The 13,250-nt window shown below is 53.2% G+C and carries 12 protein-coding genes, 2 tRNA genes, 1 rRNA gene and 1 pseudogene; 11 read left to right on the top strand and 5 right to left on the bottom strand.

The window, feature by feature from the left end:
• The 3 genes from rrf to dkgB all read left to right on the top strand — a co-directional run.
• A 5S ribosomal RNA gene (gene rrf / locus BM323_RS22660) occupies positions 1–90 on the top strand; the annotation flags it as partial.
• 102 nt (positions 91–192) lie between these two features.
• Positions 193–269 (top strand) — tRNA-Asp (locus BM323_RS22665).
• Between the two features lie 169 nt (positions 270–438).
• Positions 439–1,242 carry a 2,5-didehydrogluconate reductase DkgB gene (gene dkgB, locus BM323_RS22670; RefSeq protein ID WP_008105208.1) on the top strand — a complete coding sequence of 268 codons (804 nt, stop codon included), beginning with the start codon at positions 439–441 and terminating at the stop codon, positions 1,240–1,242.
• Between the two features lie 15 nt (positions 1,243–1,257).
• On the opposite strand, the gene yafC is transcribed toward dkgB, so the two are convergent.
• Positions 1,258–2,166, bottom strand: coding sequence for a DNA-binding transcriptional regulator YafC (yafC, locus tag BM323_RS22675; protein ID WP_008105209.1), 909 nt, complete (start codon positions 2,164–2,166; stop codon positions 1,258–1,260).
• Positions 2,167–2,265: 99 nt separating this feature from the next.
• On the opposite strand from yafC, the gene BM323_RS22680 reads away from it, so the two are divergent.
• Together BM323_RS22680 and BM323_RS22685 are read left to right on the top strand one after the other, a co-directional pair.
• Entirely contained in the window at positions 2,266–3,444 is a 1,179-nt protein-coding gene (locus BM323_RS22680) for an MFS transporter (protein ID WP_008105210.1), read from the top strand.
• Positions 3,445–3,592: 148 nt separating this feature from the next.
• Positions 3,593–4,396, top strand: coding sequence for an endonuclease/exonuclease/phosphatase family protein (locus BM323_RS22685; RefSeq protein WP_008105211.1), 804 nt, complete (start codon positions 3,593–3,595; stop codon positions 4,394–4,396).
• Between the two features lie 139 nt (positions 4,397–4,535).
• Here the strand turns inward: BM323_RS22685 and mltD are convergent, their stop codons facing one another.
• Both mltD and gloB read right to left on the bottom strand, forming a co-directional pair.
• On the bottom strand, positions 4,536–5,909 hold the full coding sequence (gene mltD, locus BM323_RS22690) for a murein transglycosylase D (RefSeq protein ID WP_036648534.1): 1,374 nt from the start codon (positions 5,907–5,909) through the stop codon (positions 4,536–4,538).
• Positions 5,910–5,980: 71 nt separating this feature from the next.
• Positions 5,981–6,736, bottom strand: a complete 756-nt coding sequence (gene gloB, locus BM323_RS22695) for a hydroxyacylglutathione hydrolase (RefSeq protein ID WP_008105213.1) — start codon at positions 6,734–6,736, stop codon at positions 5,981–5,983.
• A 40-nt stretch (positions 6,737–6,776) separates the two neighbouring features.
• On the opposite strand from gloB, the gene BM323_RS22700 reads away from it, so the two are divergent.
• Positions 6,777–7,511 carry a class I SAM-dependent methyltransferase gene (locus BM323_RS22700; protein WP_008105214.1) on the top strand — a complete coding sequence of 245 codons (735 nt, stop codon included), beginning with the start codon at positions 6,777–6,779 and terminating at the stop codon, positions 7,509–7,511.
• Here the strand turns inward: BM323_RS22700 and rnhA are convergent.
• Positions 7,496–8,063, bottom strand: a pseudogene (gene rnhA, locus BM323_RS22705) (ribonuclease HI). The gene BM323_RS22700 and the pseudogene rnhA overlap by 16 nt on opposite strands.
• Between rnhA and dnaQ the strand changes: the two are divergent.
• Positions 8,017–8,748, top strand: a complete 732-nt coding sequence (gene dnaQ / locus BM323_RS22710) for a DNA polymerase III subunit epsilon (RefSeq protein ID WP_008105216.1) — start codon at positions 8,017–8,019, stop codon at positions 8,746–8,748. The pseudogene rnhA and the gene dnaQ overlap by 47 nt on opposite strands.
• Positions 8,749–8,882: 134 nt before the next feature.
• Positions 8,883–8,959 (top strand) — tRNA-Asp (locus BM323_RS22715).
• A gap of 91 nt (positions 8,960–9,050) precedes the next feature.
• Here the strand turns inward: BM323_RS22715 and BM323_RS22720 are convergent.
• A complete protein-coding gene (locus BM323_RS22720; protein ID WP_008105217.1) occupies positions 9,051–10,544 on the bottom strand; it encodes an NCS1 family nucleobase:cation symporter-1 in 1,494 nt (497 codons plus the stop codon).
• A gap of 145 nt (positions 10,545–10,689) precedes the next feature.
• Between BM323_RS22720 and BM323_RS22725 the strand changes: the two genes are divergently transcribed.
• Genes BM323_RS22725 through puuE form a run of 3 tightly spaced genes read left to right on the top strand, consistent with a single transcriptional unit; the run spans position 10,690 to position 13,129 of the window.
• On the top strand, positions 10,690–11,412 hold the full coding sequence (locus BM323_RS22725) for a GntR family transcriptional regulator (protein ID WP_008105218.1): 723 nt from the start codon (positions 10,690–10,692) through the stop codon (positions 11,410–11,412).
• The gene (hpxA, locus tag BM323_RS22730) at positions 11,409–12,140 is read left to right on the top strand and encodes an allantoin racemase (protein WP_008105219.1); all 732 of its coding nucleotides are present in this window, start codon (positions 11,409–11,411) and stop codon (positions 12,138–12,140) included. Before BM323_RS22725 ends, hpxA begins: the two co-directional genes overlap by 4 nt.
• 29 nt (positions 12,141–12,169) lie before the next feature.
• Entirely contained in the window at positions 12,170–13,129 is a 960-nt protein-coding gene (puuE, locus tag BM323_RS22735; RefSeq protein WP_008105220.1) for an allantoinase PuuE, read from the top strand.
• Positions 13,130–13,250: the final 121 nt, after the last annotated feature.

Consider the following 13,250-nt stretch of genomic DNA (forward strand, 5'->3'; position numbering starts at 1 on the left):
ACCTGACCCCATGCCGAACTCAGAAGTGAAACGCCGTAGCGCCGATGGTAGTGTGGGGTCTCCCCATGCGAGAGTAGGGAACTGCCAGGCATCAATTTAAGACCCGTTACCGGGTCGTGACCTTCCCCGTGACGTTGGAAGGGCGAAACACCTGAAATCAGAACGATTATCTGATATCAGTACAGAATCGGTGGAGCGGTAGTTCAGTTGGTTAGAATACCTGCCTGTCACGCAGGGGGTCGCGGGTTCGAGCCCCGTCCGTTCCGCCACTTAATTGATAAGCCCTGATTGAAAAGTCAGGGCTTTTTCATGTCTGTGATTCCGCTAATATTGTTGATAAAAAATCAAAATTCTTCTGCTTATAAGCGGATTTTTCAGCAACAATAAACCTGCCAGAATAGTTCCCATCGAAACATAACGCTATCCGATGAGGAAATCATGACAATCCCCGCCTTTGGTTTAGGTACTTTCCGTCTGCAAGACGATGTTGTAATCCATTCAGTTAAAACTGCTTTAGAACTTGGCTATCGCACATTAGATACCGCGCAAATCTATGAAAATGAGGCAGCTGTGGGTCAGGCGATCATTGAAAGTGGCGTAGCACGTGGCGACTTGTTCGTTACTACCAAAATCTGGATTGAGAATCTTGATGCTGAGAAGTTGATTCCCAGCTTGAAAGAGAGCCTGGCAAAACTGCGCACCGATTATGTCGATCTCACCTTGATCCACTGGCCTTCTCCAGAAGGGGCGGTATCAGTGAAAGAGAGCATGTTGGCACTGATGGCAGCAAAAGAAGCAGGTCTAACGCGTCAGATTGGTATCTCAAACTTCCCAATCGCCTTGATGAAAGAGGCGATTGACGCGGTTGGTGCAGAAAATATTGCCACTAACCAGATTGAGCTGCATCCTTTCCTGCAGAACCGTCAGGTGGTTGAATTTGCTCAAAAGAATGGTCTTCACATCACTTCTTACATGACGCTGGCTTATGGCGATGCGCTGAAAGATCAGGTAATCGACGCGATTGCACAGAAGCACAAAGCCACTCCAGCTCAGGTGGTTCTGGCATGGGCGATGACGTTAGGTTACGCGGTGATCCCGTCATCCACCAAACGTGAAAATCTGGCGAGCAACATGGCAGCAGTTGATCTGCAGTTAGATGATCAAGATATGGCAAATATTGCCGCGCTGGATCGTCAGCAGCGTTTAGTGAGTCCTGAAGGTCTGGCACCAGACTGGGATTAATCGCGACTTACCTCTTCAGCCCTGCACTCGCCAGGGCTGATCTTTAACCCATTCACTTAGAAAATCGATAAAAGCCCGAACGCGCTGACTAACTCCCAAGTCGCTGTAATAGACCGCATTAAAGGGCATCTCGACTGGAACGCGATGTTCAGCTAGCAGTTCAATAAAAGTGCCATCCGCTATCTCTTTATCCACCATAAAATCTGATAAACACGCGATACCTTGATCGCCTAGCACTAGCTGTTTGAGCGTTTCGCCGCTGTTAGATGACATACCCGGCGTGATGTCATAAAGCTCGCCACCTTCACCTGCGACAGGCCAGCGATTTAAGCGTGGCGTTTCAACGAAGCCAAGGCATTCATGCTGTACTAAATCTGCTGCCGATGCTGGTACACCATATTTCGCCAGATAAGCCGGCGTCGCCACTAATTTGCGATAGCTAATAAAGAGCAGACGAGCACGCAATGTGGAATCCGTCAAGTTGCCGGCGCGAATCGCCACATCGACTTTACGTTCGATGAGGTTAATAAAGCTCTCCGAAGAGATCAGCGATAGCGTGACGTCTGGATAGCGCTCACGAAAGGGTTTAATCATCGGCAGCAACAGATGCAGAATCACGGGCGTAGCTGCATCAATACGTAGCACGCCCTGAGGTGCGAGCTGACGCTCGATCAGCTCACTCTCGGCCGTTGACATCTCCTGCATCAACTTTTGCACGCGGCGAAAGTAGTGCTCGCCTTCATGAGTGAGCGCTAACTGACGCGTAGTACGCGTTAAGAGCGCCACGCCCAGCTTGTTCTCCAGTTTTTTAACCGTGCGACTTACCGCTGAATTGGCCATCTGCAACTGTTCTGCTGCCCGACTAAAGCTGCCGCTCTCCACCACTGCGATAAACACCTTGAGCTCATCTGACGATGCCTTCATTATCCCTCCAAAAGCAAAAGTCTATTCTCATTTTGCATCTTTTTGTCATTAAAGCATGAGGCAATACTAGCGCCCATTAAAACTTTATGGGAGTTAATCATGCCACTTGCACTTTGGGCGCTGACAATCAGTGCCTATGCGATCGGAACGACAGAATTTGTTATTGTCGGGCTGATCCCAACCATCGCTGAGCAACTCAGTATTACGCTGCCTTCCGCAGGAATGCTGGTCTCTATTTATGCTCTGGGCGTTGCCGTTGGCGCGCCGGTATTGACTGCTTTGACCGGTAAGTTAGCGCGTAAGCAATTATTAATGGGATTGATGGTGCTCTTTACCGTTGGCAATCTGGTTGCCTGGTTGGCACCAAACTATGAAACGCTGGTCATTGCCCGACTGCTTACCGGCCTGGCTCACGGTGTGTTCTTCTCTGTCGGTTCCACGATAGCGACCAGCCTCGTAAGCAAAGAGAAGGCAGCGAGTGCGATTGCCATCATGTTTGGCGGTTTGACCGTAGCGTTGGTAACTGGCGTGCCGTTGGGTACGCTCATCGGACAACACTTTGGCTGGCGTGAAAGTTTCCTGGCTGTGTCATTGCTGGGCGTCATCGCTCTGGTGGCAAGCCAACTGCTTATCCCGCGTAACATTGCTCAACCACCGGCAACAACGCTGGCACAGCAGGCACGCGTGATGATCAACCCACGTCTGCTGCTGATTTATGCGATTACCGCGCTGGGTTATGGTGGCGTATTTACTGCCTTCACATTTCTTGCGCCAATGATGCAGTCGCTGGCTGGCTTTTCACCTACCGCAGTGAGTGTGATTTTGCTGGGTTATGGTGTGTCGGTCGCCATTGGTAATATCTGGGGCGGTAAGTTGGCCGATCGCCGTGGCGCGGTACCTGCTTTGACACTGATCTTTATGGCGCTCGCCATTCTGCTAATGGTGTTCCAGTTCACCGCCAGCATGCACTTTATGTCAGTGGCAACAGTATTAGTTATGGGTATCTTCGCCTTTGCCAACGTGCCGGGTTTGCAGGTTTACGTGGTGCAGAAAGCTGAACATTATGCGCCAGGCGCTGTCGATGTTGCATCAGGCCTCAATATTGCAGCCTTCAATATCGGTATCGCTCTGGGTTCCACGGTAGGTGGTTATATTGTCGAGCATTATGGGCTGGCACAGACACCGTGGGTTGGTGCGGTGATTGTGCTTGGCGCGCTGCTGCTGGTGCGATTGAGTGGTCAACTCGACAAACCTCAAACGGCGATAGCGATGGAATAGCACGCGCAAAAGCCTGCCAACTGGCAGGCTTTTGCATTGGTATGCTGTGAGGCGAATTCCGACAATCAAGAACACCAATTGAAACCCCGCGCTAAAATCCCTATAACAGTCAGGTGAAGTACGAGTCGTAAACCAGTCAGGCGGGAAAGTGCGGAAAAAAACTTATTCAATGCGTTATGTAGCAGGTCAGCCAGCAGAGCGGATCTTTCCGCCGGGGGCAATGCTGCATCTTGGGCAGGCATTACCGCCTGGCGCACCTTTGCCAGCCGATCCCACACTGCGAGTCTTAGTCTGGAATATCTTCAAGCAACAACGCGCAGACTGGATGTCGGTGCTGCAAGGTTTTGGCAAAGATGCCCACCTTGTTCTACTGCAGGAGGCGCAAGCTACGCCCGAACTGGTCAAATTCGCCACCAGTAACTATCTCGCGGCCGATCAGGTGCCAGCCTTTGTTCTACCGCAACATCCTTCTGGCGTCATGACGCTGGCATCTGCGCATCCTGTTTATTGCTGCCCACTTCGCGAGCGTGAACCGTTGCTGCGTTTAGCCAAATCTGCGCTGGTCACGGCATATCCGTTGCCGACTGGCGAAATGCTGATGGTAGTAAATATCCATGCAGTCAATTTCAGTCTCGGTGTCGATGTCTACAGCAAACAACTCGGGCCGATTGGCGAACAGATTCAGCATCATCGCGGCCCGGTGATCATGGCGGGGGATTTTAACGCCTGGAGTCGTCAGCGTATGAATGCGCTGTATCGCTTTGCGCGGGAGATGTCACTGCGTGAAGTGAACTTCACCGATGACCATCGTCGCAAAGCTTTCGGTCGCCCACTGGATTTCGTTTTCTACCGCGATATGAAGGTCAGTGAGGCTTCAGTGCTGGTGACGCGCGCATCAGATCACAATCCGCTATTGGTTGAGTTCAACTCTCTCTACGGTATCGAGCGTTAAGCCAATACGCTCTAGCTCCCATCTAGCAACAATCGAAGTCATACTGCGAAGGGTAAGTTAGTGCCTGAACAGGCGATATGCAGAATTTAGCGGAAGCAGAAAATGAAAAAGGCTGACAAAAGTCAGCCTTTTCGGGGCATTAGGTATCAGGTGTTGCGCTATTATTCACAAACAGCGTGAGCTTGTCGCCCGGCTGAATGTCTTTAGCGTCACTGTTCCAGCGCATAACATCTTTGGTATTCACACCGTGACGTTTTGCAATACTGGCAAAAGAATCACCCTTACGTACACGGTAGGTGATGCTGTTGCCGTTATCAGCCAATTGCGTGCTCGCTTTGCCGCTCACGGTCAGAGTCTGACCGGTACGAACAGAAGCGCTGCGCAGATTGTTCTGCTGTTTCAGTGCACTGACGCTTACGCCAAGCTTGCTGGCAATACCAGACAAGGTGTCGCCTTTGCGTACCGTGTAGCTGTTTCCTGCCGCGCTGACTTTCGCCATCTCGGTAGGCTGCACGGAAGCGATATCACCTGAAGCCAGTGAATCGCGCAACTTAGCAACGTTGGACTTCGGCACCATAATGTAGTGCGGTCCATTTGGCGCTGTGGCTCCGTTTTTATAACCGGCATTAAATGTCTTCAGCTTGCTGAGAGACATACCGGCCATATCGGCGGCCTGCGTCAGTTCAATCTGCTGTCCCACCTCTACGCGAGCTAATGCACGGCTCTCGTTCGGGGTCGGCAGTTTGATACCGTAACGCTTGTTGTTCTTGAGAATCTCACTCAAGGCCAACATTTTAGGTACGTAAACCGTAGTCTCGCGTGGCAGCGATAAATTCCAGAAGTCAGTCGGCTTACCGCGCGCCTTATTCTGTTTCATCGCCTTCAGCACACGTCCTTCACCGCTGTTGTAGGCGGCGATGGTCAGTAACCAGTCACCGTCAAACATACCGTTCAGACGCTGCATCATATCCAGCGCTACTTTGGTCGAGGCCACCACATCGCGGCGTCCGTCGTACCATTGGTTCTGTTTCAAACCATAGTTTTTGCCCGTTTGTGCAACAATCTGCCAGATGCCGGCGGCATTCGCAGAAGATGTTGCGTGTGGGTCAAAAGCGCTCTCCACTATGGGTAGCAGTACCAGTTCCATCGGCATTTTACGTTTCTGTATCTGCTCGACTATCCAGTACATGTACGGCTCTGCCCGTAATGTTACATCGTGGAGATAGCTCTTATTTTTTAAAAATTTTGTTTTTTGTTCGCGGATCCGGCTGTTTTCCGGAATCCCCATCTTCAACTCGTCACTAATGTGATTCCAGAGATCAGTATCTTCTGCGAGGCTTGTTCCATCATCCTGCCATCGCGGCGACAACAATCGATCTCCGTACTTTCCATTTTCACCTTGACCAGCTGAAGACAGACTCTGGGCATGCTGTACGGGGATATTGGCGTCATTCCTTGATGCCTGACATCCTACCAGCAAGACCGAGGCGAGTAAGATCGCTTTAGCCTTCATGTGTGTGTCAATAGTTCGCTTAAAAGACGAGCAACTATACGTGACGGTCCACCACAACACAACCTCAAATATCAAAAGCGGTCTTTCTTCTCGCGTAGATCGGCGAAAGTTTGCCATAACGCTGACGATGACACATTAGTGCCTAAAGCATGTTGTAAATCAGCATCTTGCGTGCGTAAAAATAAATTTATTTCCCGCTCTAAGGCCAGTTTTGTCGGTAAAGTAATGCGGTTTTCTGCGCGTAAGTCCTTAATTTGCTGATACCTTGCCAAAATTTTAGGGTCATGGGGCAGAATAGCCGCAGCAAACTTCATATTGGATAAAGTGTACTCATGCGCACAGCAAACAAGAGTATCTGCAGGGAGTTGATTAAGCTTTTGAAATGATTCGAACATTTGTTCTGCGGTGCCTTCAAATAAACGTCCGCAGCCACCGGAAAACATCGTGTCTCCACAGAAAAGATAAGGGGAGCTGAAATATGAGATATGTCCTAAAGTGTGACCAGGTGTTGCGATGACACGGAAATTTAGCCCGAGCAGAGTAAATTTATCGCCTTCGGCCACAATACGCTTTGCCCCTTTATCTGCAGTTTCCTGTGGACCGAAAACCGCCAAATCGGGATAGTGCTGCAACAGCTCATCCACGCCGCCGACGTGATCGTGATGATGATGCGTCAGCAAAATCGCCACGGGTTGCCAATGATTAGCCCTGATTTTATCCAGCACCGGCTGTGCTTCGCCGGGATCGACAATCAGACAGTTATTGTCATCGTCCGTCAGTGTCCAGATGTAGTTATCCTGCAATGCGGGAATGCTGGTAAGATTCATAAACACCTCTCAGGTCGTAGAAAAAGGAAAATGGTAGAGCATGAAGCCGGCTAAAACACGCCAAATCCTGACTGCACCGCGCTCCTGGCGCGATATGCCAATGGGAGACTATTTTCGCGACGCGCTCACTCAGCAACTGCAGCCTTATCTCGGCAAGCTGTATGGCTTTCATATGCTTAAAATTGGCAGCCTCAGCGCAGAAATCAACACCAGCCAGTGTGCCATATCGCATCAGGTGAATGTGGGCATTGAGGGCGATGAGTTACAGGTTATCGCCAATAACACGCAATTACCCTTTGAATCTAAATCAGTTGATGCCTGTTTGCTGGCGCACACGCTGGCGTGGAGTCAGGATCCGCACCGCGTGCTGCGCGAAGTGGATCGGGTATTGATCGATGATGGCTGGATGATCATCAGCGGCTTCAATCCTTTCAGTCTATTAGGGATCAGCAAAGGCATTCCGGGATTACACTCGCGCGCGCCGTGGAGTGGACGCATGTTCAGCCAGGTGCGCTTGCTCGACTGGCTGAGCCTGCTGAATTATGAAGTGGTGTACCGCACCCGTTTTCAGGTGGTGCCGTGGCATCGGCAGGGCGGCAGGGTGATCAGCGCGCATTTACCGGCGCTCGGTTGTTTGAATATTGTGGTGGCACGTAAACGCACGTTCCCGTTAACGCCCACCAAAATGAAGAAGAATCTGAGTCAAAGCCAGCTACGTCAAACGGTTAACGTTACGCGCCAGTTTCGTGAAGTGAAGGATCAGGATTCAACCTGATAGCCGATATCATCCTGAGTAGGATTTCCCGCCGCGCTGCGCGCCAGTTCGTCGCAGCGTTCGTTCTCCGGATGCCCCGCATGGCCTTTAACCCATTCCCACTTAATTTCATGGTTGCTGAGCGCCACATCGAGGCGTTTCCACAGATCGACATTTTTAACCGGTTTTTTATCGGCGGTTTTCCAGCCGCGCTTCTTCCAGTTGTGGATCCAGCTGGTGATGCCCTGACGAACATATTGGCTGTCGGTGCTAAGCACCACCTCACACGGCTGTTTTAACGCTTCAAGCGCCACGATAGCCGCCATCATTTCCATGCGATTGTTGGTGGTGAGGCGATAACCCGTACTGAACTCTTTTTCATGCGCACCATACCGCAAAATGGCGCCGTAGCCGCCGGGACCGGGATTGCCCAGGCAAGATCCATCGGTGAATATTTCTACCTGTTTGCGCATCTCTGGTAGACTTCCTTCTGACAAAACGCCAAGTCTGACATAAAACGAGTCCTATGAGCACTGCAAATAACCGCCAGATCGTCCTCGATACCGAAACCACCGGCATGAACATGATCGGTGTGCATTATGAAGGACATCGCATCATTGAAATTGGTGCGGTTGAGGTGATCAACCGTCGCCTGACCGGCAACAACTTCCACATGTATCTGAAGCCCGATCGGCTGGTGGATCCGGAAGCGTTCGGCGTTCACGGTATCGCCGATGAATTCCTACTCGATAAGCCGATGTTTGCGGATATCGCCGATGAATTCCTCGAGTACATCCGTGGCGCGGAGCTGGTGATCCATAACGCATCGTTCGATATCGGCTTTATGGATTACGAATTCGGCATGCTGAAGCGGGATATCGGCAAAACCGAAACCTTCTGCCAGATCACCGATAGCCTGGCGATGGCGCGTAAGATGTATCCCGGCAAGCGCAACAGCCTTGATGCGTTGTGCAACCGTTATGAGATAGACAACAGCAAGCGTACGCTGCACGGCGCACTGCTCGATGCCGAGATTCTGGCCGAAGTGTTCCTGATGATGACCGGCGGTCAGACTTCGCTGGCCTTTTCACTCGATGGTGAGCAGAACAATCAGGGCGGCGGTGAGAACATTCAGCGGATAGTGCGTCCGAGTTCAGGTCTGCGCGTGGTTAGCGCCAGCGATGAAGAGATTATTGCGCACGAAGGTCGTCTGGATTTAGTGCAGAAGAAGGGCGGTAGCTGCCTGTGGCGTGTGTAAAACGGCTGATTTTGCGTGGAAAATCGACGTTAAGCTGAAAAAAACGCCAAACGAAACATTCCCACATAAAAAGCGTTGACGGGTACGAGAGCTGCTATTAATATGCGCCTCGTTCTCGACGGGGAACAAAGCGCGGAGCGGTAGTTCAGTTGGTTAGAATACCTGCCTGTCACGCAGGGGGTCGCGGGTTCGAGCCCCGTCCGTTCCGCCAATCTATTTAAAGAAGCCGATGCAGAAATGCATCGGCTTTTTGATTTTTCCAAACCGACGTAGGGTCGCCATTCATGGCGACCATTACCAACTTAATCCTTTTGCACCGCCACCGTCGCGCGATACGCCGCCACAGACTCTTCGCGATCAGCACGCGCCAGCCAGCGATAGCAGCCCGCACCCAAGGCCACACCGATAAACCAGCTAAAGTTCGCCACCGCATGCAGTGAAGGAATAAAGCTGATCACCAGACAAATGCCCACCGACGGCAGCAACGCAGCAATTGCTTTCGGGTTGAAGCCGCCGCGATACCAGTAACGTCCTTTTGGCGTGTCATCAAACAGGTCGTCAACGTAAACTTTGCTGCGTTTAATCAGATAGAAATCAGCCACCAGGATGCCGAACAGTGGCCCAATAAACGAACCCAGCACATCCAGCGTGTAGTGGATCAATTCTGGCGACTGGAACAGGTTCCACGGCGTCAGTAACACCGAGCCGACTGCAGCAATCATGCCACCGGTGCGGAAGCTGATTTTTTGCGGTGAGCAGTTAGAGAAGTCGAATGCCGGCGAGACAAAGTTCGCCACGATATTAATGCCGATGGTAGCGATAATCATGGTCAGCAGGCCAATCGCCACCGCCACGTCGTTACCCACCATGCTGACGGTCTCAATCGGATCGGTGATCATTCTGCCGAACAGCGATTGGGTACCGGAAACAATCACCACGGTGACAATCGAGAACAGCAGGAAGTTGAACGGTAAGCCCCAGCGGTTGCCACGACGAATTTCGCCCATGCTTTTGCCGTAACGTGAGAAATCACCAAAATTCAGCAGCGGACCGGAGAAGTAGGAGACCACCAGCGCGGTTGCGGTGATCATCTGCCAGGTTTGCTCGCCGGTGCTCAACTGCTTGCTGGCCAGCGTGAAGGAGATACCGTCAAAACCGGTTTTGTATACAATCCAGCCCGCCAGCGCCACCATCACCACATACACCGCCGGACCGGCGACATCGATAAAGCGTTTGATTGCGCTCATGCCGTGCCAGAACACCATCGCCTGCAGCAACCACATCACGCCGAAACAGCACCAGCCCAGCTGTGATAAGCCGAGCCAGCTGCTTTGCGTCATGCTGCTCAGGGTTGGGAAGAATTTTAGCAGCACCAGCATCAGCGCGTTGGCCGCCAGATAAGTCTGGATGCCGTACCACGCGAAAGCGATCAGCCCGCGGATAATCGCCGGGATATTCGCGCCGAACACACCAAATGCCTGGCGCGAAATCACCGCGTAGGGCACGCCCGCCATCTGGCTCGGCTTGGCCACCAGATTGGCGCACAGCTGCACAATGCAGATGCCCACTAACAAGCACAGCAGCACCTGCCAGCTCGCCAGCCCAAGGGTAAAGAAGCTGGCGGCCACCACATAGCCGCCCATGCTGTGCACGTCCGACATCCAGAAAGAAAAGATGTTGTACCACGACCAGTTCTGGTCGCGCGTCGGCGCCAGATCTTCGTTACACAGGCGTGGACTGTATTGCGCGTTGGCTTCAGAGGCCACCGCAGAGGTCACTTCAGAATGATTTGGCATGAAACCTGCTCCTCTCTACATCATGGAAAAATAATCACATCGTGAAACGGTATTGCAGGATCCAGGCCAGAATTGATTTCTTGTATACAAAAAATTAATTTCACGTATACGATGTGCAGCACACAGTCACTTACCGGAGCAGGTAATGAAGAGTGAAACAGGCCAGAAAACGGCTGCCGATCTGAACGATCGCGATGAACCTATCTATCAGGCGCTGCTGACCGCCATCGTTGAGCATCAGTTGCCGCCGGGCAGTAAATTGCCGGAAGAAGCGTTATCAGACGTCTTCGGCGTGAGCCGCACCGGCATCCGCAAGGTGCTGCAGCGCCTCGCCGCGGTGCAAATGATCACCTTGTCGCCCCGACGTGGTGCACAGGTGGCGACGCCGGGCGTTGATGAAGCCCGCGACATCTTTGCCACCCGCAGTTTATTAGAGTGCGCCAATTTGCCGGCGGTGTTGAGCCACGTACAGGCGCCACACTTAGCGGCACTTGGCGTGTTAATTGAAGAAGAGCAGCAAGCACACGACCAGCACGATGGTGCTGCCGCGATTCGTCTCTCCGCCGCCTTTCATATTCAGCTGCAGGCGATCTCCGGTAACGAAGTGCTCACCGATATGGTGACGCGCCTGACGCAGCGTTCGTCGTTGGTGATTGCCGCTTACGGTGCACCGTGGCAGCGCGGCTGCCGTTGCGATCATCACGATCGGCTGGTGGATCTGCTGCGGCAAAAAGATCTGCCGGCGTTAACGGCGGCGCTGCAGCATCACTTCGAACACATTGTTGCCAGCCTGCACTTTGAGCGCAGCGGCGAAACCTTGCCTGATTTCACCCGGTTATTTGCCGGTAACAAAGGAGCGGCATCATGAGCCTGATTCAGGTCATCAATCCCAACACCAGCTTAGCGATGACGGAAACCATTGGCGCCGCCGCGCGCGCCGTCGCCGCGCCGGGCACCGAGATTCTGGCGGTGTGTCCAACGCACGGCGTGGAGTCGATTGAAGGGCATTTTGATGAAGCCATCGCGGCAATTGGCGTGCTGGAGCAGGTGAAACGCGGCAAAGCGCAAGGCGTGAGCGGCCATATCATTGCTTGCTTCGGCGATCCGGGATTACTGGCGGCGCGTGAGCTGGCGAGCGGACCGGTGATTGGCATCGCCGAAGCGGCCATGCACACCGCCACGCTGGTGGCGACGCGCTTTTCGATTGTCACCACCTTGCCGCGTACGTTGGTGATAGCGCGCCATCTGCTGCAGCAATATGGCTTCACTCACCATTGCGCTGCGCTGCACGCCATCGATCTGCCGGTGCTGGCGCTGGAAGACGGCAGCGGCGTGGCGCAGGAGAAAGTCCGTCAGCGCTGCATGCAGGCCAAACGCGAAGATGGCAGCGGCGCGATTGTGTTGGGCTGTGGCGGCATGGCCACGCTGGCGCAGGATCTCACCAAAGAGCTGGGCATTCCGGTGATCGACGGCGTCAGCGCCGCAGTAAAAATGGTGGAGTCGCTGGTGGCGTTAGGCTTTGGCACCAGCAAGCACGGCGATCTCGATTATCCCCTCGAAAAACCGCTCAGCGGAGCCTTTCAGCACCTAAACTAACCACTGGTTGAGCGACAGGAACTTACAGAATGAATGATGTATCTGGAAAGAAAGAGTACAGCTTCAACAAAAACTATCCACGCGATCTGATCGGTTATGCCGGCAACCCGCCGCATGCGCAGTGGCCGGGCAAAGCGCGCGTCGCGGTGCAGTTTGTTCTTAATTACGAAGAGGGTGCCGAGAACAACGTGTTGCATGGCGACGCCGGTTCCGAGCAGTTTCTTTCCGATATCATCGGTGCGGCCAGCTACGCCGATCGTCATATGTCGATGGATTCGCTGTATGAATACGGCTCGCGCGCCGGTTTCTGGCGCATTCACAATGAGTTTCAAAAACGCGGTTTGCCGCTGACGGTATTTGGCGTGGCGATGGCGCTGGCACGGCATCCGGAGATCGTCGAAGCGATTAAAGCGGCGGATTACGACGTGGTGAGCCACGGCTGGCGCTGGATCCACTATCAGGCGATGGATGCCAAAACCGAGCGCCAGCACATGCAGCAGGCGGTCGACGTGTTAACCGATCTGTTCGGCAAAGCGCCAACCGGCTGGTACACCGGCCGCGACAGCCCAAACACCCGACGTTTAGTGGTCGAGCAGGGCGGTTTCAGCTATGACAGCGACTATTACGGCGACGATTTACCGTTCTGGACGCAAGTCACTTGTCAGGACGGCACGGTCAAACCGCACCTCATCATCCCTTACACGCTGGAGTGCAACGACATGCGCTTCGCCTCGCCGCAGGGCTTCAACACCGCGGAGCAGTTCTTTACCTATCTGCGCGACACCTTTGATGTGCTGTACGAAGAGGGCGAAACCGCACCGAAGATGATGTCGATTGGCATGCACTGTCGTTTGCTGGGACGTCCGGGGAAATTCCGTGGCTTGCAGCGCTTCCTCGATCACATCCAGCAACATGAAGATGTGTGGGTGTGTACGCGCCAGCAGATCGCCGATCACTGGATTGAGACGCATCCGGCACCGAGCGCTTAGCCCCTCATCCCAACCTTCTCCCGCCAGCGGGAGAAGGTGCCGCTCCAGCCCCGATTCAACAAATCGCACCACCTAATCATTCCCTCTCCCGCATGCGGGAGAGGGCTAGGGTGAGGGACAA

The organism is Pantoea sp. YR525 (genome assembly GCF_900116775.1).
In the GTDB taxonomy this organism is placed as follows: Bacteria; Pseudomonadota; Gammaproteobacteria; order Enterobacterales; family Enterobacteriaceae; genus Pantoea; species Pantoea symbiotica.